21 protein-coding genes and 1 pseudogene are annotated in these 19222 nt (G+C 54.1%); 13 read left to right on the top strand and 9 right to left on the bottom strand.

Annotated features, from left to right (window positions below; translation table 11 throughout):
* Positions 1-14: 14 nt before the first annotated feature.
* A complete protein-coding gene (gene dapE / locus EUU23_RS01550; protein ID WP_160352377.1) occupies positions 15-1175 on the top strand; it encodes a succinyl-diaminopimelate desuccinylase in 1161 nt (386 codons plus the stop codon).
* Between the two features lie 25 nt (positions 1176-1200).
* On the opposite strand, the gene EUU23_RS01545 is transcribed toward dapE, so the two are convergent.
* From EUU23_RS01545 to EUU23_RS01535, 3 genes are read right to left on the bottom strand one after another with little or no spacing between them, the layout of a single operon-like run.
* Complete coding sequence (locus EUU23_RS01545; protein WP_160352376.1) at positions 1201-1755, bottom strand: Smr/MutS family protein; 555 nt, start codon at positions 1753-1755, stop codon at positions 1201-1203.
* 8 nt (positions 1756-1763) lie between these two features.
* On the bottom strand, positions 1764-2999 hold the full coding sequence (mltA, locus tag EUU23_RS01540; RefSeq protein ID WP_160352375.1) for a murein transglycosylase A: 1236 nt from the start codon (positions 2997-2999) through the stop codon (positions 1764-1766).
* A gap of 12 nt (positions 3000-3011) precedes the next feature.
* A complete protein-coding gene (locus EUU23_RS01535) occupies positions 3012-3668 on the bottom strand; it encodes a Tim44/TimA family putative adaptor protein (protein WP_343032669.1) in 657 nt (218 codons plus the stop codon).
* A 262-nt stretch (positions 3669-3930) separates the two neighbouring features.
* Between EUU23_RS01535 and secB the strand changes: the two genes are divergently transcribed.
* From secB to EUU23_RS01515, 4 genes are all read left to right on the top strand, one after another.
* Entirely contained in the window at positions 3931-4440 is a 510-nt protein-coding gene (secB, locus tag EUU23_RS01530) for a protein-export chaperone SecB (protein WP_160352373.1), read from the top strand.
* Positions 4441-4465: 25 nt separating this feature from the next.
* The gene (gene murJ / locus EUU23_RS01525) at positions 4466-6052 is read left to right on the top strand and encodes a murein biosynthesis integral membrane protein MurJ (protein WP_160352372.1); all 1587 of its coding nucleotides are present in this window, start codon (positions 4466-4468) and stop codon (positions 6050-6052) included.
* Positions 6053-6055: 3 nt separating this feature from the next.
* Positions 6056-7054 carry a tryptophan--tRNA ligase gene (trpS, locus tag EUU23_RS01520; RefSeq protein WP_160352371.1) on the top strand — a complete coding sequence of 333 codons (999 nt, stop codon included), beginning with the start codon at positions 6056-6058 and terminating at the stop codon, positions 7052-7054.
* Between the two features lie 84 nt (positions 7055-7138).
* Positions 7139-7804 (top strand): DUF4136 domain-containing protein, encoded by a 666-nt coding sequence (locus tag EUU23_RS01515; RefSeq protein ID WP_425505095.1) that lies wholly within the window; start codon positions 7139-7141, stop codon positions 7802-7804.
* 13 nt (positions 7805-7817) lie between these two features.
* On the opposite strand, the gene EUU23_RS01510 is transcribed toward EUU23_RS01515, so the two are convergent.
* The 5 genes and pseudogenes from EUU23_RS01510 to mutM all read right to left on the bottom strand — a co-directional run bounded on the left by EUU23_RS01510 (position 7818) and on the right by mutM (position 12191).
* The gene (locus EUU23_RS01510) at positions 7818-8936 is read right to left on the bottom strand and encodes an SH3 domain-containing protein (protein ID WP_246156001.1); all 1119 of its coding nucleotides are present in this window, start codon (positions 8934-8936) and stop codon (positions 7818-7820) included.
* A 15-nt stretch (positions 8937-8951) separates the two neighbouring features.
* Positions 8952-9020 (bottom strand): annotated as a pseudogene (locus EUU23_RS14380) (zinc-ribbon domain-containing protein); the annotation flags it as partial.
* A gap of 97 nt (positions 9021-9117) precedes the next feature.
* On the bottom strand, positions 9118-10548 hold the full coding sequence (dnaA, locus tag EUU23_RS01505) for a chromosomal replication initiator protein DnaA (RefSeq protein ID WP_160352369.1): 1431 nt from the start codon (positions 10546-10548) through the stop codon (positions 9118-9120).
* Positions 10549-10995: 447 nt separating this feature from the next.
* Complete coding sequence (rpsT, locus tag EUU23_RS01500; protein WP_160352368.1) at positions 10996-11259, bottom strand: 30S ribosomal protein S20; 264 nt, start codon at positions 11257-11259, stop codon at positions 10996-10998.
* A gap of 119 nt (positions 11260-11378) precedes the next feature.
* Positions 11379-12191, bottom strand: a complete 813-nt coding sequence (gene mutM / locus EUU23_RS01495) for a bifunctional DNA-formamidopyrimidine glycosylase/DNA-(apurinic or apyrimidinic site) lyase (RefSeq protein ID WP_160352367.1) — start codon at positions 12189-12191, stop codon at positions 11379-11381.
* Positions 12192-12238: 47 nt separating this feature from the next.
* Between mutM and EUU23_RS01490 the strand changes: the two genes are divergently transcribed.
* From EUU23_RS01490 to EUU23_RS01460, 7 genes are read left to right on the top strand one after another with little or no spacing between them, the layout of a single operon-like run.
* Entirely contained in the window at positions 12239-12970 is a 732-nt protein-coding gene (locus EUU23_RS01490) for a class I SAM-dependent methyltransferase (RefSeq protein ID WP_160352366.1), read from the top strand.
* Between the two features lie 52 nt (positions 12971-13022).
* The gene (gene ubiB / locus EUU23_RS01485) at positions 13023-14573 is read left to right on the top strand and encodes a 2-polyprenylphenol 6-hydroxylase (protein WP_160352365.1); all 1551 of its coding nucleotides are present in this window, start codon (positions 13023-13025) and stop codon (positions 14571-14573) included.
* A 48-nt stretch (positions 14574-14621) separates the two neighbouring features.
* The gene (locus EUU23_RS01480; RefSeq protein WP_160352364.1) at positions 14622-14867 is read left to right on the top strand and encodes a type II toxin-antitoxin system CcdA family antitoxin; all 246 of its coding nucleotides are present in this window, start codon (positions 14622-14624) and stop codon (positions 14865-14867) included.
* Positions 14867-15163: a CcdB family protein gene (locus EUU23_RS01475; RefSeq protein ID WP_160352363.1), complete on the top strand. Its 297-nt coding sequence runs from the start codon at positions 14867-14869 to the stop codon at positions 15161-15163. Before EUU23_RS01480 ends, EUU23_RS01475 begins: the two co-directional genes overlap by 1 nt.
* Positions 15163-16428 (top strand): bifunctional phosphopantothenoylcysteine decarboxylase/phosphopantothenate synthase, encoded by a 1266-nt coding sequence (locus EUU23_RS01470; protein ID WP_160352362.1) that lies wholly within the window; start codon positions 15163-15165, stop codon positions 16426-16428. The genes EUU23_RS01475 and EUU23_RS01470 overlap by 1 nt, the downstream gene beginning before the upstream one ends.
* Positions 16409-16870 (top strand): dUTP diphosphatase, encoded by a 462-nt coding sequence (gene dut, locus EUU23_RS01465; protein WP_160352361.1) that lies wholly within the window; start codon positions 16409-16411, stop codon positions 16868-16870. Before EUU23_RS01470 ends, dut begins: the two co-directional genes overlap by 20 nt.
* Positions 16870-17637 carry a HesA/MoeB/ThiF family protein gene (locus tag EUU23_RS01460; protein WP_160352360.1) on the top strand — a complete coding sequence of 256 codons (768 nt, stop codon included), beginning with the start codon at positions 16870-16872 and terminating at the stop codon, positions 17635-17637. Before dut ends, EUU23_RS01460 begins: the two co-directional genes overlap by 1 nt.
* On the opposite strand, the gene EUU23_RS01455 is transcribed toward EUU23_RS01460, so the two are convergent.
* Entirely contained in the window at positions 17634-18347 is a 714-nt protein-coding gene (locus EUU23_RS01455; protein ID WP_160352359.1) for a Sir2 family NAD-dependent protein deacetylase, read from the bottom strand. The genes EUU23_RS01460 and EUU23_RS01455 overlap by 4 nt on opposite strands.
* A 100-nt stretch (positions 18348-18447) precedes the next feature.
* Here EUU23_RS01455 and dapB point away from each other — a divergent pair, with 100 nt between their 5' ends.
* The gene (gene dapB, locus EUU23_RS01450; RefSeq protein WP_160352358.1) at positions 18448-19173 is read left to right on the top strand and encodes a 4-hydroxy-tetrahydrodipicolinate reductase; all 726 of its coding nucleotides are present in this window, start codon (positions 18448-18450) and stop codon (positions 19171-19173) included.
* Positions 19174-19222: the final 49 nt, after the last annotated feature.

The raw sequence follows: 19222 nt of genomic DNA, 5'->3' as shown, positions 1-19222 counted from the left end.
AACGCTGCGGACCAATGACTGACAGCCTCGCCCTGCAATATGCAAAAAAACTGATCTCATGCGAAAGCATCACCCCGGCCACTGGCACGGCATTTGATGCGCTGGAGCAAATGTTAATTCCCCTTGGCTTCACTGTGCATCGATTTATCGCAGGTGAAGGCGACGAAAATCCCGCCCATGGCGCGCCTGTCGAAAATCTTTTCGCTATCCGCAAAGGCCCCGGGCGCCATTTTGCTTTTGCCGGACATCTGGATGTCGTCCCGCCCGGTGAGGGTTGGCATAGCAACCCATTCGTTCCCGAGATAAGGGGGGATTTGCTCTACGGTCGTGGCGCCGTCGATATGAAGGGCAGTATTGCAGCCTTTGTCGCCGCGCTGCATGACATTCCGGCCGAAGTCGGCACCATCAGTCTGATTATCACCGGCGATGAAGAAGGTCCGGCCATTTATGGCACCCGCGCGCTAATTGACCATATGCGCGCGCACCGGGTCATTCCAGACGCCTGTCTTATTGGTGAGCCCACCAGCGTCCACAGGCTAGGTGATATGATGAAAATCGGGCGGCGCGGATCGGTTAATATGTGGATCGAGGTTTCCGGGACGCAGGGCCATGTCGCCTACCCGCACCTTGCGAGCAATCCGATCCCGAAACTGGTGGCGATATTGGCGCAGATCGAGGCCATTCACCTCGATGACGGCACGGACTGGTTCCAGCCGAGCAATATCGAAATCACCGACATAAGCGTTGGCAACAAGGCGACCAATGTCATCCCTGCCAAAGCCGGGGCACGGCTGTCGATCCGTTTCAACGATTTGCAGCAAGGTGAGTCACTGGTCGCGCATATGGGTGCACTGGTCGAGTCAGGCGGCGGTACCCTGACCGCGATGATTTCCGGCGAGGCATTTTTGACCCCGCCAGGGGAGTTATCAGCGGCCATTTCCGAAGCGGTTGAGGCTGTTACCGGCATTGTGCCTGAACCGTCCACGACAGGGGGGACATCCGACGCCCGGTTCCTAACAAAAATTTGCCCGGTTGTGGAATTTGGTCTTTGCAATGCGACCATGCACAAACTGGATGAAGCAGTTGCCATCGCCGACCTCGACATATTGACCGAGATTTATAAAAGGGTAGCTCTCAAAATATTGGCAGGGCGACCAATTGGCTCGCAGGCTTAGTGTCAGGATCTAGGATGGGGACCACTTAAGTCTTCAAGACAATATAGAGCGCTCCAGTTCCGCCATGCCGGGGATGTGCGTTGCGGACAGCGGAGATATGGCGGGCGTGTCGAGATGCCGCCAGCCAGTCACGCACCACCGAAGCAATGGCACCGCGCCCTTCACCCGAAGCACGATCATGTGCGCGTGGTTTACCGGTGACAAGAAGGATGACCTTGAATTTCTGTAATATTGCCTGCTCCAGCGCACCGTCCAATCGGGAATAAGCACGCGATAGATTGGCATCATGCAAATCAATGCTGATGTCAGGGACAATGCCACCTCGATTGATCCGGCGGTCCCAATGGCCGTCCAGATTGTGGTGGGCCGGCGGCGCTTTTGGCGCACTTCCTATGTTGGGGGTCCCGATTTTGGCAACAGTCTCGGTAGATGACGGACGTTGCGGTGATTTAGCAGTTGGCTTTGCCGGCGGCGTAACAGTTTTGGCGCCAACATTCGGCGTGATGATATGCAGCGGCCTGACCGTTTCAATCACCCTGCCCCAAAGCATTTTTTCATTGCTGTCCAGCCGCCGCGCCATAGCGCAGCCTAAAGCCCAAGCCGCGCCAAAGAAGATTTTGGCAAGAAGATTAACGCCGCACCGCGCGCGGCCATGCCGCCAGCGACTGCCTTTGCACGATCCCCCGCGCCCCAGAAAGTGTCAATCCGGTTAGCCCCTTTAATTGCGCCGCCAGTGTCTTGGGCAATCCAGATGCCGTTGGGCTCGGCTCGATCCATTGAAAGCCATATCGGCGCACCCAGCGGGATGAACTTGATATCAACCGCCACACTGGCTTCTCCGACCACTGGGTAGCCCATCGCACCCAAGGGCCCCGCACCGGTCAGCTCGCGAAAGAAAACAAAGCTTTTATTTTCCTGCATGATCTTGCGCCCTTCTTCCGGGTTGGCGCGCAAATAGGCAACAATGCCCTGCATCGAACCATCGGTTATCAGGCCCCGGTCCTTCATCAATCGTCCAATACCGGTATATCCGCGGCCATTTTGGGTCTCATACCCAATCCGCATGACGCCACCATCGGGTAGTTTCAGGCGCCCCGACCCTTGTATTTGCAAAAAGAAGAAATCGACGACATCCTTGGCATAGGCGATTTCGAGGCCACGGCCAGCGAGCGAACCGCCTTCGATCAAGGCACGGTCATCATATTGTACCAGCTTGGTTCCGATAACTTTCCCGCGGATGTTTTTCCCCTTCAGGTCATCGGAAAATGCCCCTAAATCCACATCGATCAAATCCGGCGGGCGCTTATAAACAGGAACGTCGCACCCTGCCTGTTTGGTTCGGCACCCCTCAATTTCAGGCTCATAATAGCCGGTCGCAAAGGCCTTGCCATCGCCCACCTGCACGGCGTCCATATAAGCGGCAAAAAAAGAAATCGCATCTCCCGTCCATGTTTTTACCGCATCGCAGGCTGCGACCCAGTCGTTGCCTTGCGTTAATCCGCTCGTATCTGTGCGGCGCACAAGCCCGGGACAGCTTGTGCGAAAACTGTCCATTGCCAATTTCGCTTTGCGCCGATCAACGACCAGCGCACCGATTTCGGGGCCACGCACCACACCCAATGTTGCCGCAATGGTCCCATCGCCAGCAACAGCCGCCGAAGGCAATGTTGGCTCAGCGGTGGATGGAACCGGCTTCGCGGGCCTTTCATTTACAGGGCGCTCCGGCGGGGTCGATGGAGCCATTCCGCCATTGGGGATGATGCTTCCCGAACATGCAGAAAGCGTTGTCAAAGACAATGCGAGAAAAAAAGCAGCGCGTTTCATCGCGCCGGTGAATCAGACCGAGTCGGTTTCGTCAAGCTTCCAATTACGGTCACCCGATTTTACATCACGCATAAATGTCCAGATATCGTGGGTTTCCACCGCATCTGTCATCGAACCGCCGATGACATTGCCATCCGAATCCTTCACCAGAGAGGCTATATCGGCATCGAACCGGATTGTTATCCGCGCCATTGGATGGTCGAAACTGGCATCCACAACGCGCACTTCTTCGATACGCACCAAGCGGTTTTCCAATGTCTCCCCCCGTGCGATCCGGCCGTCGATTGCATCTGCAAAACTTGCATAAACGTCGTCATCGCACAGAAAACGAAGTGCTTCCTTTTCACCTTTCCAATAGGCTTCAAGCACCATTTTATATGCTGATTTAGAACCTTCCATGAAAAGGCCAAGGTCGAAACTGCGATCGGCATTTGCGATAGCGCGGACGCCGCTCTGCGCGGCCACTTCGATGGCTTCACTGTCCCCCTTTGGCAACGCAGAAGCCGAATCACCAGCAACCAGAGGCTGACGGATTATGGGTGGCGTGTTGTCAATCGGCTGACGCGCGACGGGTTCCTGTTCGTGCCCTGTGCGTTTTCCCAGCACAGAATAAAGACGCAGCCCCAGAAAAGCAGCAACAAGAGCAAGCAATACGATGGTGAAAGTCACAACGCCTCCGTGCGCGAAAAACATGGACGAATGATTAGCGCTGATATCATAATATTTGATTTCAGCTCCGCCCTATTCGGCATATAAGCACTATACGAGATAGTTTCAAAGGGCTTTACCTAAAGAAACTTCCGATCCGCCGCAATGCAACACAGCGATTGCCCTTTTTTTATGCCCCTGCTAGGCGCTGCACGCAATTGCTGGCGTGAAAATCGCCTCGCAAATTGGATTTAGCTCTACAATTAGGAAAGCACGACATCTCATGGCCGAAGAAGAAGGCACTATCGTTTCTGAAAATGTAAAAGCCAATGGCGAAGATACTGCCCCTGCCGTGGGTATGTTGAACCAATATATCAAAGACCTGTCGGTTGAAAATCCGCAGGCACCGCATAGCTTGCAATGGGATGCACAGCCGCAAATCGATGTGCAGGTTAACATTCAGGTGGCTTCAATAAATGAGGAAGTTCACGAAGTCGGGCTAAAACTCTCGGTGAAGGCGGAAAGCGACAATGGCGTGCATTTTTCGGTCGAACTGGAATATGGTACGCTGTTCGGATTACGTAATGTACCCGATGATCAAGCCCATCCTTTCCTTTTTGGTGAAGCACCGCGTTTGATGTTCCCCTTTGCGCGCCGCGTTGTGGCCGACGCCGTTAGGGATGCGGGTTATCCTCCACTGGTATTGGAACCGATTGATTTTAATGCGCTATATATGCAGCAAATCGCTCAGGCACAGCAAATGGTGGAAAACCCGCCTGCGGGTGAAGCCTGATTGCTGATTCAGTAGGAGCGGTAAATTGAGCCTGCTCAAGCACACATCAACAATTGCAGGATTCACCCTGCTGAGCCGTGTTTTCGGCTTTGTACGTGACGTCCTGTTAGCGCGCGTGCTTGGTGCAGGGCTTGCCGGGGACGCCTATCAATTGGCGTTTACTTTGCCCAATACATTTCGACGGCTTTTTGCCGAAGGTGCGTTTTCTGTCGCATTTGTCCCGATGTATTCCCGAAAACTGGCTGGCGAAGAGGGCGAAGAGGGCGCAGCGCGCTTTGCGGATGATGTGCTGTCCATCTTCATTTGGGTGCTGCTTGGCTTTTCAGCCCTCGCGATGATTGCCATGCCTATCATCGTATTCGGGCTGGCCAGTGAATATCAATCGGTGCCGGGTAAATTCGAACTTTCGGTCTTCCTCAGCCGCGTTACATTTCCCTATCTGTTTTTCATCAGCCTTGTGGCGATGCTGTCAGGGCTACTGAATGCGCGGTCACGATTTGCGCCGGGGGCAATTGCGCCTGTCCTGTTCAATCTGGTGTTGATTAGCGGCATCATTACCGGAAATTATTGGCGTGGCGACAGCGGCGATGACCGCTTTGTTGTCTATGCGCTCAGTGCTGCAGTGTCGCTTTCAGGGTTTGTCCAGTTTCTTTATTTGTGGTGGGCAGTTCGGCGCGCAGGGTTAAAACTGCATATTAGAAAACCGAAGTTAACGCCTGAGGTCAGGCAATTGGGTATGGTTATACTGCCCGCGACCTTCGGCGCGGGCATTTACCAGATCAGCCAATTTGTCGACACTTTTTTTGCGACCTCCTTACCACAAGGGTCGCTTACGCTGCTGAAAATGGCAGATCGGCTAAACCAGATGCCTTTGGGAATCGTTGGAATTGCGCTTGGCACGGCCATCCTGCCCATGTTGTCGCGCCATATTCAAAGCGATGATAAGATCAAGGCCCAGCGCTTGCAATCCGATGCTTTTGAAATGGCAACATTGCTTACCTTGCCCGCTGCTGCTGCTTTGGCAATATGTGCGCCTGCGTTCGTAAATGCATTCTTCGTCGGGGGCAAATTCAAGCCTGAGGATGGGATTATAATGTCCTACATCACGATGGCCCTCGTTGCAGGACTGCCGGCCTATGTGATTGTCAAAATTCTCAATCCTGGCTTTTTTGCCCGCTCGGATACAAAAACTCCGGTATATACGGCGTTGATTTCTTTGATATTCAATATCATCCTGAACGTGTTTGTAGTGCGCCCCTATGGTATTGTCGGATTGGCAGGTGCGACTGCCTGTTCGGCCACATTAAACTGCCTGTTGCTTTATGCCGTTTTGCACAAACGGGGTTGGTTTCATTTTACAGGACAATTGGGCAATCGTATTGCGCGCCAACTTGTCGCCACGGCTGCGATGTCGGCACTGCTCTGGTGGATGATGGGCCTGTTACTGCCTAATTTTTCAAGCGACATTTTAACGCGTATCAGTTCTCTGGTGGTGTTGGTGGGCGGCGGAATGGCAGCCTACTTCTTTATCGGCTATCTGGTCGGCGCACTAGACAAGGATCGGGTGAATCGCCTGCTGCGCCGCAACGGTCCAGCAACGGGAGAGAATTGAGCCATGCGCGTCGTATCGGGCATTCAACCGACCGGTAATTTGCACCTGGGTAATTATCTGGGAGCGATCCGCAACTGGGTAAAAATGCAGGACGAAATGGAATGCCTGTATTTTCTTGCCGATTTGCACGCCTTGTCGATGCCCCACAATCCAGCAGAACTGACCGCAAATACCCGAGAAATGGCTGCCGCATTATTGGCATGCGGGCTGGATATCAACAAGGCGACATTGTTTAATCAAGCACAAGTGCCAGCCCATGCCGAACTGCAATGGTTGTTGAACGGGACGGCGCGCATGGGTTGGCTGAACCGCATGACCCAGTTCAAGGACAAGTCGGGCAAGAACCGCGAAGGCGCTAGCATTGCCCTGTTCACCTATCCCGTCCTGCAAGCGGCCGACGTCCTGCTATATCAGGCCACCCATGTGCCGGTGGGTGAAGACCAGAAACAGCATCTCGAACTTGCGCGTGACATCGCTCAAAAATTCAACAATGACTATGGAAATGGGACAGAGATTTTTACATTGCCGGACCCGATCATTCCAAAAGCAACCGCGCGCATCATGTCGCTGCGGGACGGCACTGCGAAAATGTCGAAATCCGATCCAAGCGATATGAGCCGGATCAATCTGGTTGACGATGCAGATACGATCCTAAACAAGATCAAGAAAGCAAAAACCGATGCGGAGCCACTTCCGTCCGAAGTTGCGGGACTGGAAGGCCGGGCGGAAGCCAGCAATCTCGTCGGCATTTATGCAGCTTTTGCCGAAGAAAGCGTTGACGCCACTTTGAGCCGCTTTGCAGGCCAGGGCTTCGGATCGTTCAAACCGGCTTTGGCCGAATTGGTCATTGAAAGTTTCCGCCCTATAACGAACCGATTCAGCGAATTACGGCACGACCACGAACAAATCGATGCCGCGCTTGCAAAAGGGGCCGCAAAGGCGCGCGAATTGGCCGCACCGACATTACAGGCAGCCTATGGAGCGCTTGGTCTTTTGCGATAATATTTTAGTTGGCCGCTGTTAAACAACAGTTCATCGACATAGCGACATTATGCGTCCACAACGACTGGGGCTAAAGTCGAGGAGATGAAAATGAAGAAGATCGTGTCGCTGCTATTCGTTTCAGCCGCAATGATGACGTTGAGCGCTTGCGCTACGCCCTTTAAGGCCGATGTATCCCGATTCCAGGAGCTTCCCGCGCCTAAAGGGCAGTCATTCTCAGTTCAGGCATCTGACCCCGCCTTCGCAGGCGGGATAGAATTTGGCCAATATGCGTCGCTGGTCGCAGCTGAATTACAGGAAATAGGTTATACGCCTGCTGCGCCCGGAACCACCGCAGATATGACTGTCACGCTCGGATATGGCGTGGATGAGGGCAAGGAACGGACAATCGTTCGGCAAGACCCTTTTTACGACCCTTATTGGGGCTTTGGCAGATCCTATCGCCCTTATGTCGTTCGCACGCGGCTTGGACATCGTTATGTCGTGGGCTATTATGACCCGTTCCTATTCAGTGGCTTTAACCGGCCCTATGATGTTGACAGTTTTACGGTCTATACAGCCAATATCGACATGAAAATCGACCGGGCCCAGGACGGAAAACGCTTGTTCGAAGGCAAGGCAGAAGCAAAATCGCGGTCCAACAAATTGCCTTATCTTGTACCCAATCTGGTCGAAGCTATGTTTACCGGATTCCCGGGAAATAGCGGCGAAACCGTGCGGATATCAGTGGCACCTGAAGAAAAGCGTTAAGCCCCAGCCAGGGCTATACACCGCAGCCAAGTTCGGTTTTGCCGTAAGCAGCCCCCTCGCCGCGCGTTGCGCTGATCCCAGCGTAAAGCTCCGTCGAGGGGAATGCACCGTCACTGCCAATGCGGAAACCTTTCTTGCGAAATACGTCGATAACTTTTTCGGGTGGATCCGAGAAGTACAGCGACTGGGATTCAAAATGTTGCGCGATCGCGGTTAAAGACAAGCCTTCGAAAGACCGCTGTAATTTTACATAGCTACTTTTACTCTCCGCCGCGGCATAGGCTTTGTCACGGGCTTCCTCATCGGCAAACTCCCGATTTTCCAATTCGGTCCATTGCGATTTCAGACGCGTACCAATTTTGGCAAACTCGGTGCCCAATTCCCCACCGAAACTGCAGCTTTGCGGATTAAAAATGATTGTAATTGGGCGTCCTCCCAACCGCGACAAAATCGTTGCACCGTTGGCCAGATAGCCAAATCCGCCATTGCCAAGCCGGACTTCGATATAGTCATTCAGGGTTAGCCCTGAAAGCGTAAGTTTCGTTCCAGCGCTCACCCTGTCGAGAAGCGAGGCGCCGGTGTCGGGCTGCGCCCAAATATCCAGTGCGCTATCAGCAACCCAGATTTTGCCGTTCAAAGATTTCGCAATTTCCGGAGGCTGGGTATCAGCGAGGTTGACAACGGCAATAAAGCCTTTGCCATCGGAAAGTTCCAGCCATTCGCTGGTGCCATCCATCCCGAGCTTTACCACCCCGGTTACCGCGCTGCCTCGGGGCAGTTTTCCTAAAATCTGACTGCCGGAGGTCGTCGCCCGGTCGCGTATATTTGCTTCGGTCATGGCGAACATCTGCTTGGCTTCCAACGTGACGCCCGCTTCAGTGTTGCCCGACACCTCATCCACCGATGACTCACGCAGATCATCCATAATGAACAGCCAGAAATACAAGGCGCCAATGACGAAGATGCTGCCCAATGCAGCCACGAGAACCAGCCAGTTGCGTTTGGGTGCATCGGTTTTTTTAATGTTCTCGCCCTTTTCAATCGCATCGCGGTTCAGAATATCGTCCGGCCCGGTGTCTGTCCGTGGTGGGTTTTGCACAAGCGCTTTATCCGGCTCCAGCGAAATAGGCACCAAACCTATTGCTGACCCGCATTTGGCGCAAAACAAGGCGTCTTGAGGGTTGGCTGTACCGCAATTATTGCAAAATTTTACCAAGCCTGCCTCCCGAATCCGGACAGGTTTGTGGATAAGCTGTGGAGCGCCCGTTGAAAAGCGATGTTTAACAGGTGGAAACCCGGTCGAGGTTCAGAGCCTATGCTTCCAACTGACGCAACAGAGCCCGAACGTCATTATCCATGTCGCTGTCCTGCTTCCGCAAATCCTCAACCAGCCGCACCGCGTGGATCACGGTCGAATGATCCCGCCCACCAAATTTTCGTCCGATTTCAGGGTAGCTGCGCGGCGTCATTACCTTGGCCAGATACATCGCCACCTGACGCGGACGGACCACTGCGCGCGCGCGGCGCTTTGATGACATCTCGCTGCGGTCGATACGGTAATATTCGCAAACGGCGCGCTGGATTTCATCAATTGTAATACGACGACGGCAGGCACTGAGGATATCTTTCAGCTGCTCTTCGGCCAATGTCCGCGTCACAGGCTTGCCCGTCAATTGGGCGTAAGCCAGCAGTTTGTTCAAGCCGCCTTCCAGTTCACGGACGTTCCGGCTTATGGTGCGCGCAAGAAACTCCACCACATCTTCACCCACCTGTGCTTCAGGCATTTGTGCAAGACGCTGCTGCAATATCAGTCGACGCAGTTCAAGATCGGCAGGCTGAATGTCGGCAACCAGACCCATGGAAAGACGCGAAAGAATCCGCTGGTCTACACCATCCAATGCTTGCGGCGCACGGTCCGCAGCAACGACGAGTCGCTTTCCAGCGCCTATGATGGCGTCAATGGTATGGAGAAACTCTTCCTGTGTTGACACTTTGCCAATGATAAACTGAATGTCATCAATCAACAGAACATCAACAGCGCGCAACCGTGCCTTGAATTCCATAACTTCTTTGCGCCGCATCGCGGTCACAAATTCCATCATGAACTTTTCCGCCGACATATAGATGATCTGCGCGTCGGGGTTTATTTCGGCGTAAGCGTGACCAATCGCATGCATCAGGTGAGTTTTGCCCTGCCCTGTTGCTGCCTGCAGATAGAGTGGATTGAACAAAGGCTTGTCTTTGGCTGCAACACGTTCCGCCGCGCTATGCGCCAGAACATTCGTTTGGCCTTTGACAAAATTTGCAAATGTCATCCGTGGGTCAAGGGCCGAACGCACGGGCAATATTTCGGCCATATGCTGCGCCGCAGGACGTTCAGTCACGCCAGATGCGCGCAACATTTCCACACGCGCCGCACCCGGGCGGGTTCGGATTTTCAGTTGTTTGACATTTTTGTTGGTCGACGTCCAAGCAAGTCGCAGGCGATCAGCATAATGATCGGACACCCAACTCGCCGAAAAATCGGAAGGCAGAAGCAGTTCAAGCGTTCCTGTCAGGTCGCAAAAATCGCCCAATGCAATCGAACGAATCCACTGACCATAGATTTGCGCCCCCAAATCACGTCGCAAGCCGGATGAAATAATCTGCCAATCGGCATCAAAACGAGCCGTCAACGCACCGTCAGTACCACGATCTTCGGTTTGACCGGAACTGCCTAGCGATACAAAATTGTTACCGGTCACCTTTTTGAAAACCCCTCTTGTCCACCCCTTTCCATCATGGCGAAACCGCGAACTATTTGCCTAAACATCAAGCCACAGATCCGGATCGCCCATTCGTTGCCAAATGAAGCCCTGTCTGTGTCCAATTCTCAATGTGAGGCACTGCTCGACTATCGTCACGCGATGCTGGAAACAAGTTCTTAGACGCGCACAAACGAGTCGAGCAAGGGGCGGTCTGCAAAAAAAGTGAAATAAATGCTGTTGACTCTGTGCAAGCCAAGCAAAAGCGTAAATTAATTTTTAACGCTTTGTTTTACATGTTTTTTTCATGGAATTAGGAATTCGATTCCTCCGAATCGCAGGAAAACCATGCATTAAGTCAATGGTGCAATGAAAATAGAAAAACCCGCCACAAGCAGGGCGGGTTTTAACGTCAGTACCGGGGCTAACCGGTCGAGGCGATAATAATCAGGCGATAGACCCGACAGCCTTTGTCAAACGACCATATTTGCGCGAAGCCGTGTTCTTATGCAGAACGCCTTTCGAAACACCGCGCGCCAGTTCGGGCTGCGCTGCGGCCAATGCTTCGGTCGCCGCTGCTTTGTCGCCTGCTTCGATAGCCGCTTCTACCTTCTTTACAAAAGTGCGAATGCGGCTGACGCGAGCGCCATTGACTTCGGTGCGACGCGCATTGCGACGGATACGCTTTTTAGCTTGCGGCGTATTGGCCATTTTAGTCCTCAAATTTCGTTAAATGACGGAACACATTTTGCAGTGCCAGCCCGTTGAAGGAGCGCCCTTAGCGGTGGGTTTCAGATTCGTCAACCTGCAAAAGCCGCAAATATGCCAAGCTATCGCTGGCATTTCCCGCAATAAAAGGTGGATCGGCCCGAATCGATCTGCCGCAAAACTGGCGCACCACATATACAGGCCTGTCCTTCACGACCATAAACCCGCCAATCCTTTGCGAAATATCCCAACTCACCATCCGGGGCCGCAAAATCGCGCAATGTCGAACCACCGACGGCGATGGCCGCCGTCAGTACCTCCTTTATTGCCGCGACCAGCCGTTCAAGCCGCGACTTGTTTATTTTCCTGGCGGCGGTCGCTGGCGAAATTCCCGCCATATGCAGGGCCTCGCACACATAAATATTTCCCAGCCCCGCCACGACATTCTGGTTCAACAGCATGGCCTTGATCGGTGCGGTCCGGCCATGCAATGCTGCCATTAACACCGATGCGTCGAAGTCGTCGGAAAGAGGTTCCGGTCCCATCCCTTTAAACGCCTTAAAATTATCCAGTTCAATCAATGATGTGATATCGAGAGACCCGAAACGGCGCGGATCGTTCAGGGCAGCCAAGCGCCCGCTTTGCGTTTCAATAACAAAATGGTCGTGCTTTTCCATTTTCGATGGATCCACCCGCCACCGTCCAGACATGCCCAGATGAAATATCAACACATCGTCGCGGTCTGTATAGATCAGCCCGTATTTGGCGCGACGGCCAAGACCGGTGACCCGCGCGCCGGTCAACCGTTGCCGAAGATCGACGGGCATCGGCCATCGAAGGTCGGCGCGAAAGGCCTGCGCCCTTGCGATGACGTCTCCTTCAAGTACCTTGCGTAGTCCGGCAACCGTGGTTTCAACTTCAGGTAGTTCTGGCATGCGAATCCGCTAGCGACGCGGGCAGCACTTGGCTAGAGGCTGAAGCGATGACAGATACCGTATCCTTTGGCTATGAACAGGTTAGCCCAGAAGAGAAAACCGCCCGTGTCGGCGGCGTGTTTTCCAATGTTGCCCGCAAATATGACATCATGAACGATGCGATGTCGGGCGGTTTGCACCGTCTGTGGAAAGATACATTTGTCCGACGGGTCAAACCGCAGCCAGATGAAGATATTCTCGATATGGCAGGTGGCACGGGCGATATCGCGTTTCGCATGGAAAAGTCGGGCGCCCAGGTCACGGTATCCGATATCAATGAAGATATGTTGGGCGTCGGAATGGACAGGGCCATGAAGCGTGGCATCGACACGCTGATCTGGTCACCACAAAATGCCGAGACACTGACATTCCCCGACCGTCATTTCGACGCTTATACGATTGCTTTTGGAATTCGGAATGTCACTGATATTCCGGCTGCTCTTAAAGAAGCCCACCGCGTATTACGCTATGGCGGTCGGTTTTACTGCCTTGAATTTTCGACGGTGGAATGGCCGGGCCTGGCGCAAGTCTATGATGTCTATTCCGAAAGGCTGGTTCCAAAGCTGGGTAAAGCGATCGCCGGTGATGAGGATAGTTACCGCTATCTTGTCGAATCGATTCGCCGGTTTCCCGATATGCAAAGTTTCAAACGCATGATTGGCGAAGCAGGCTTTGCACAAACCAAAGTCGAACCGATTATGGGCGGATTGGTGGCCATCCATAGCGGATGGAAGGTATAAGAATGCGTTTTGCGAAAACCCCCCTCCCCTGTGCCGGAGGGTTCCGACGAACATGACCCGTCCAGCGACCCACATATTGCGCCTTCTGAAATGGGGGCGTATCCTTGCAAGACATGGAGCGTTGCGCGCCATCGAAGCCGACAGGAACACCCCGCCGCAAGTCAAGCGGCTGTGCCGGATTGCAAGGTTCGGCTCAATTCAGCCAAAGGTACCGGATTATGCGGGCGCGTTTCGCGCTATCGGACCAGCTGCGATCAAGCTGGGGCAGACATTGGCCACCAGACCTGACATTATCGGGGTCGAAGCCGCGCATAACTTACTGACCCTGCAGGACCAACTACCGCCGGCGCCATTTGAATCTGTTTTCGCCGAAATCGATACCAGTTTGAACAAACCGGCGGCGGAACTATTCGAATATATCGATCCCGTTGCCGTTGGGGCAGCGTCCATCGCACAAGTCCATCGCGCCCGAACGACAGACGGACGGGATGTTGCAGTCAAAATATTGCGTCCAGGTATTCGCGAACAATTTGCCCGCGACATTGAAACTTACGAATGGGCTGCAGCGCATCTGGAGGCATTGGGCGGGGAAGCGGCCCGACTTCGTCCGCAATTGGTCATCGCCAATCTCAAGCGCTGGACCTTGCGAGAGCTTGATCTTCGTCGTGAGGCGGCGAGCGCGTCCGAACTCAAGGATGCTATGGTGGCCGTCGAAGGCTATACGATTCCGGCCATTGACTGGGACCGTACATCGGGGCGCGTTTTGACTCTGGAGTGGGTCGATGGCGTCAAGATTGCCGATATTGATGCGTTGAAAGCTGCGGGCCATGACCTCAAGAAACTAGCGGAAAAGCTGGTGCTCACTTTCCTGCGCCAAGCCATTTCTGAGGGCTATTTCCACGCAGATATGCATCAGGGCAATTTATTTGTCCGGGCCGATGGAACGATTGTTGCCATCGACTTTGGGATCATGGGCCGTATCAACCGGCAAGCCCGGTTCTGGCTTGCCGAAATTCTTTATGGCCTGACCACCGGCAATTACAAAAGGGTCGCAGAGATTCATTTTGAGGCACAATATGTGCCAAGCTACCATAATGTGGACGAATTCGCGACGGCGTTGCGCGCGGTCGGCGAACCGACGCGCGGGAAACCGGTCAGTGAATTGTCCGTCGGGCAGATGCTCGATAGTCTGTTTGCCATAACCCGCGACTTCGACATGCAAACCCAGCCACATTTGTTACTATTGCAAAAAACGATGGTGATGGTCGAAGGCATTGCGACGTCATTGAACCCGGGCATCAATATGTGGGATGTCGCTGCGCCTTTTGTCCGCGACTGGATACGCGGCGAACTGGGACCCGAAGCAATGCTCGCCGACGGCATCAAGAAACAGGCGGATACGTTGAAGATGATCCCCGACATCATCCGCCGACTTGATGAACAGTTGCCGCGCAAAGGTGGCGCGCCGGAGGCACCGCCTTTGCCCCATGTGGAATTGATTTGGGAACGGCGTGCCGGTGACGGCGGGCGTTGGTGGCGCTATGTTTTAGTGGCAGTAGTTGCGGCCGGAATCGGGGCGGCCTTAATGAGCAATTGGGGTTGAACATCATCAGATATGCACATATAATATGCGTATTAGAAGGGCAATGCTATGAACTTTCCGGTGCGCCACGAAAAAACTAAAAAGCCGACTAATGTCTCACTGGACTTCGAGCTTGTTGCAGAGGCCCGGCAGCTGGGAATAAATATTTCTCAAGCCTGCGAAACCGGTCTTTCGGAAAAAGTACGTTCAGCAAAGGCTGAGAAATGGCTCCGCGAAAACAAGGATGCCTTGGATTGGTCCAATGCATATGTCGAAAAACATGGCATTCCGCTTGCACGATACCGGATGTTTTAATGGCACGTTTTGATGTTATCAAAACAAAGTCCGACGCCTTGGTGGTCGACTGTCAATCCGAATTCCTGGAGTATTTACAGACACGCTTCGTAATCCCTCTCCTACCGCCTGATCTCGAGCCAAAGATTGCCGAAAGACTGAATCCTGTATTTTTGATCGAAGGCCAAAATTACGTTTTATATCCTCAATTTTCTGCCTCAATAGCTGTTCGAGAATTAGGACCTCCTGTGGCATCACTGGCTAATCAACATAGTCGGATCATTGACGCACTGGATATGTTGGTCAGCGGATTTTGATGGAAACCAAGCGCATCTTGCTGATCGTCTCTGGCGGCATTGCGGCCTATAAGACGCTGGAGCTGGTCAGATTGCTCAAGCGGCAGGGCATTGCGGTCCGCGCGGTTATGACACAAAGCGCCACCGAATTTGTCACGCCACTTTCTATGGGCGTGATGACCGAAGATCAGGTCTACGGCCACATGTTCGACCTGAAAGAAGAACGCGAGATCGGGCATATCCAGCTCAGCCGTCAGGCCGACCTTATCGTCATTTGCCCAGCGACAGCGAATATCCTTGCCAAGATGGCAGCAGGGATCGCGGACGATCTCGCTACGACGATATTGCTTGCCACGGATAAACCGGTGTTAGCCGTTCCCGCGATGAACGTCCGAATGTGGCAGCACGCCGCGACCCAGCGCAATCTCGCACAGCTGCGCGCCGACGGCGTGACCATCATGGAACCGGATTCAGGCGCAATGGCGTGCGGTGAATTCGGACCAGGGCGCTTGCCGGAACCGCCCGCAATCGCCGAACGGATTTGTGCAATGCTTGGGCATAGTTTCGATTCAGCCCTCACGGCCGGACGCGCACCTACAACATTGGAAGCACAGCCCGATTTCGCGGACATCACGCACCGGCCGCTGTTTGGAAAGCGCGTTTTGGTGACGGCCGGTCCAACGCATGAAGCCATTGATCCCGTCCGTTACATTGCCAACCGCTCATCTGGACGACAAGGCTTTGCGATAGCGGCGGCGGCGGCGGAAATGGGCGCGGAGGCTACCCTTATCGCCGGTCCGGTCCATTTGGTCACCCCGCCCGGTGTCATTCGCATTGATGTCGAAACGGCGCTAGAGATGCAGTCGGAAGTCGAAAAGGCCCTTCCCAGCGATGTCGCCATCATGGTTGCCGCCGTCGCTGACTGGCGCGCCACGGACGCGCCGGACCAGAAGATAAAGAAAGATGGCAAAAGCATTCCGCCGCTGACATTAACCGAAAACCCTGACATCCTCGCAAGTCTTGTACAGCATAAAAACAGGCCAGGACTGCTTATAGGCTTTGCTGCGGAAACCGAAAAGATTGTTGAACATGCCCAAGCCAAACTGGCAAAAAAAGGGTGCGACTGGATTGTGGCAAACGACGTATCCGGCGATGTCATGGGGGGCGCAAACAACGCCTTTCATATCGTAACCAAGGACGGAGTTGAAAGCTGGCCTGATAGCCCCAAGGACGTCATCGCCCGCAAATTGATGGAAAGGGTTGCCCATGCGCTCGCCCAAGGTTGAAGTTCAGGTTAAGCGGTTGAATCATGGTGCCGGTTTGGCGATGCCCGATTATGCCACGGCTGGTGCCGCGGGCATGGACATTTGCGCCGCTGAAAGCCTGACGCTGCGCGTGGGCAAACGCCAAGCCGTTGCGACCGGCTTCGCTTTCGCTATTCCCGAAGGGTATGAGGTTCAGGTTCGCCCGCGTTCTGGCCTTGCTCTTAAACATGGCATTACCTGCCTCAACACACCCGGAACGATCGACAGCGATTATCGCGGGGAAGTGAAAGTCATTCTGGCCAATTTGGGCGAAGATGATTTCCCCATTTCAAAGGGTGACCGTATCGCGCAAATCGTGGTCGCGCCTGTCACCCACGCCGCGATGGTGGAAGTTGAGGAATTGGACGATACCACTCGCGGTGCCGGAGGATTCGGTTCGACGGGAATATCTAGCCCCGCATAATGGCTGAACTTTCCGATCATCAACTGGACCGCTATGCCCGGCATATTGTCTTGCGCGATATTGGCGGTGCCGGACAATCCAGAATAGTGGATAGCCATGTCCTGCTGATTGGCGCGGGCGGCATTGGTAGCCCCGCGATCCAATATCTCGCCGCAGCCGGTGTCGGCACCATTAGCGTTGTTGATGATGACGCGATATCGCTTTCCAATCTGCAACGGCAAGTGCTGTATAGCGAGACTCAAATTGGCGAAGCCAAGGTGGAGGCTGCGGCCGCTGCCGTGAAACGGCTGAACCCGGACGTGATCTTTCACGCGATCCAACGTCGCATTGACCGTGCCACCACATCGGACTTTCTGGACGGCGTCGATGTCGTCATCGATGGCAGTGACAACTTTGCCACTCGCCTGACCGTCAACGATCTCTGCCTGTCGGCGCACGTTCCGCTCGTCAGCGCCGCCATCGGGCAATTTCATGGCCAGATTGGCACCTTTACCGGATGGCAGGAAGATGCCCCCTGTTACCGCTGTTTCGTCGGCGACGCGCATGATCCCGGCGATTGCGACGATTGCGCCACACAAGGTGTATTGGGGGCGATGTGCGGCCTGATGGGTAGCTTCGCCGCGATGGAAGCTATCCGTGTCCTCACAGGCTTTGGCGATAGCCAAATCGGCAAGCTGCACATCTTTGACGGCATGACGCCGTCGATGCGGAGCATTAAATTGCCCAAAGATCCGGCGTGCAGCAGCTGCGGTTCGTTATCGTCCTAAACGGATTGCTGGCGTAATAACTCGTCGACCCACTCAGGAACTACTTCCGTTGCAGGGCCATGACGTGCTTCGTCGAACCAGTGGCTTCCTTGGCTTGGCTCAAGATTGAGCTCGAGCGTGCGAGCGCCCTGCTCGCGTGCTTCCCGAACAAAACCGGCGGCGGGATAGACTGCCCCTGACGTGCCGATACTGACAAACAGGTCGGCCCGGTTCAATGCGGCATAGATTTCGTTCATCCTGTACGGCATCTCGCCAAACCAAACGATGTCGGGACGCATCTGCCCGGGCGTACCGCAAGTTGGACAGGAAGGTCGATCCAATAGCGTCCCGTACCAGCGATGTCGCCCGTCGCAGGCAAGACACCACGCATTCAGATGTTCGCCATGCATATGCAGCAAACGTCCAGCACCAGCTCGTTCGTGCAAATCATCGACATTCTGCGTGACGATGAGAAGGCCCCCCTTCCACTCCCTATCCAGTCGCGCCAACGCCTGATGTGCGGCATTGGGCTCAACTTCTTGTATTCGGGCACGCCGCATATCGTAGAACCGCAGTACAAGTTCCGGATCGCGTGCGAACGCCTCAGGCGTGGCAACGTCCTCGACGCGATGCTGCTCCCATAATCCACCTGCGCTGCGAAACGTATCAATACCGCTTTCGGCGCTGACACCTGCGCCGGTCAGGATTACGATGTTGCGAATGTCTGTCACCCGATGATCCATTTTTATGCTGAACTTGTTTCAACATACTAATCTAGTAAGACCTTGGAGTGAAATCACCAGCGGTGAAACAGGTTCGGGAAAAAGAGATATGAAAATTGGCATAATCGGCAGTGCGGGACGCATGGGACAGGCATTGGTGGCAGCGATTGCCGAGGCCGGGCACGATTATGCGGGTGGCATTGATAAGGGCGATGATCTGGCCGCACTGGTTGCCACGTCCGATGTGCTCGTTGACTTTTCCAGCCCCCATGCTCTCGAAGCCAATCTGGATGCCTGTGTGGCGGCGGCAAAACCCATATTGATCGGCACAACGGGCCTCGACGAACGCCATCATTTTCTGATTGATGATGCCGCGCGCGACATCGCAGTCTTACAAACCGGCAATACATCGCTGGGTGTCACCATGCTCGCCGCTTTGGTACGGCAAGCAGCGGCACAATTGGGTGACGATTGGGATATTGAAATTGTTGAAATGCACCACCGACACAAGGTGGATGCACCATCCGGCACTGCGATGCTGCTAGGGCAAGCTGCTGCGAAAGGTCGGGCCATCGACCTTAAGTCGCATAGCGAGAGAGGTCGCGACGGCATTACGGGGGCACGAAAACCCGGGGATATAGGCTTTGCGAGCTTACGGGGCGGAAGTGTTGCCGGCGACCACAGCGTGATCTTTGCTTCGGACAATGAACGTATTGAGCTGATCCATCGCGCCGAAAACCGGGCCATTTTTGCCAAGGGTGCAGTAAAGGCGGCCCTGTGGCTCGTGCAGCAGAAAGCGGGGCGTTATGATATGCCCGAGGTTTTAGGTGTCTGATCGATTTAATCCAGCGACGCCAATTGCTTATAGACATTTGTTTTTCAGA

It is taken from the genome of Sphingorhabdus profundilacus, from assembly GCF_009769755.1.
Taxonomy (GTDB): Bacteria; Pseudomonadota; Alphaproteobacteria; order Sphingomonadales; family Sphingomonadaceae; genus Sphingorhabdus_B; species Sphingorhabdus_B profundilacus.
This window is presented reverse-complemented; position numbering and strand designations above follow the sequence as displayed.

Coding starts and splice junctions, on each gene's coding strand:
- dapE (WP_160352377.1), top strand. CDS start 15: ATGACTGACAGCCTCGCCCTGCAATATGCAAAAAAACTGATCTCATGC.
- EUU23_RS01545 (WP_160352376.1), bottom strand. CDS start 1,755: ATGGCGCGGCGGCTGGACAGCAATGAAAAAATGCTTTGGGGCAGGGTG.
- mltA (WP_160352375.1), bottom strand. CDS start 2,999: ATGAAACGCGCTGCTTTTTTTCTCGCATTGTCTTTGACAACGCTTTCT.
- secB (WP_160352373.1), top strand. CDS start 3,931: ATGGCCGAAGAAGAAGGCACTATCGTTTCTGAAAATGTAAAAGCCAAT.
- trpS (WP_160352371.1), top strand. CDS start 6,056: ATGCGCGTCGTATCGGGCATTCAACCGACCGGTAATTTGCACCTGGGT.
- EUU23_RS01515 (WP_425505095.1), top strand. CDS start 7,139: ATGAAAATGAAGAAGATCGTGTCGCTGCTATTCGTTTCAGCCGCAATG.
- rpsT (WP_160352368.1), bottom strand. CDS start 11,259: ATGGCCAATACGCCGCAAGCTAAAAAGCGTATCCGTCGCAATGCGCGT.
- mutM (WP_160352367.1), bottom strand. CDS start 12,191: ATGCCAGAACTACCTGAAGTTGAAACCACGGTTGCCGGACTACGCAAG.
- EUU23_RS01490 (WP_160352366.1), top strand. CDS start 12,239: ATGACAGATACCGTATCCTTTGGCTATGAACAGGTTAGCCCAGAAGAG.
- ubiB (WP_160352365.1), top strand. CDS start 13,023: ATGACCCGTCCAGCGACCCACATATTGCGCCTTCTGAAATGGGGGCGT.
- EUU23_RS01480 (WP_160352364.1), top strand. CDS start 14,622: ATGAACTTTCCGGTGCGCCACGAAAAAACTAAAAAGCCGACTAATGTC.
- EUU23_RS01475 (WP_160352363.1), top strand. CDS start 14,867: ATGGCACGTTTTGATGTTATCAAAACAAAGTCCGACGCCTTGGTGGTC.
- EUU23_RS01470 (WP_160352362.1), top strand. CDS start 15,163: ATGGAAACCAAGCGCATCTTGCTGATCGTCTCTGGCGGCATTGCGGCC.
- dut (WP_160352361.1), top strand. CDS start 16,409: ATGCGCTCGCCCAAGGTTGAAGTTCAGGTTAAGCGGTTGAATCATGGT.
- EUU23_RS01460 (WP_160352360.1), top strand. CDS start 16,870: ATGGCTGAACTTTCCGATCATCAACTGGACCGCTATGCCCGGCATATT.
- dapB (WP_160352358.1), top strand. CDS start 18,448: ATGAAAATTGGCATAATCGGCAGTGCGGGACGCATGGGACAGGCATTG.